The following is a 425-nucleotide window of genomic DNA, read 5'->3' on the forward strand; positions in this document are numbered from 1 at the left end:
CGATCACGCGGCGGCTTTACGAGCAAAATCCACGCCCGCTGCGACAATCAAGGACTGCCTATCGGCTTCATCCTGACCGGTGGTGAGGCCTCCGATTATACCGCTGCCGAACCGCTGATGGCACTGCCATTGCCCAAGCCCAAGGCACTGCTGGCAGACAAAGGCTATGATGGCGATCGCTTCCGGGAGAGCCTGCTGATCCGTGGCATCCTGCCGATCATCCCGCCCCGCTCGAACCGCAAGGTGCCAGAGCATCCCGACTATCGGCGTTACAAAGATCGCAACCGCGTCGAGCGAATGTTCGCCAAGCTCAAGCAGCAGCGACGCATTGCCACCCGCTACGACAAAACCGTCCTATCGTTCGAGAGCTTCCTCAACCTTGCCGCAACCCGCCTGTGGCTGAAGTGTTTTGTCAACACGGCCTA

1 protein-coding gene is annotated in these 425 nt (G+C 59.8%); it reads left to right on the forward strand.

What is annotated here, in order from left to right:
* Positions 1-425, forward strand: a 425-nt coding sequence (locus LI72_RS18660; protein ID WP_197051980.1) for an IS5 family transposase, incomplete at both ends; no start/stop codon positions are given.

The organism is Sphingomonas sp. 35-24ZXX (assembly GCF_000786215.1).
Lineage (GTDB): Bacteria > Pseudomonadota > Alphaproteobacteria > Sphingomonadales > Sphingomonadaceae > Blastomonas.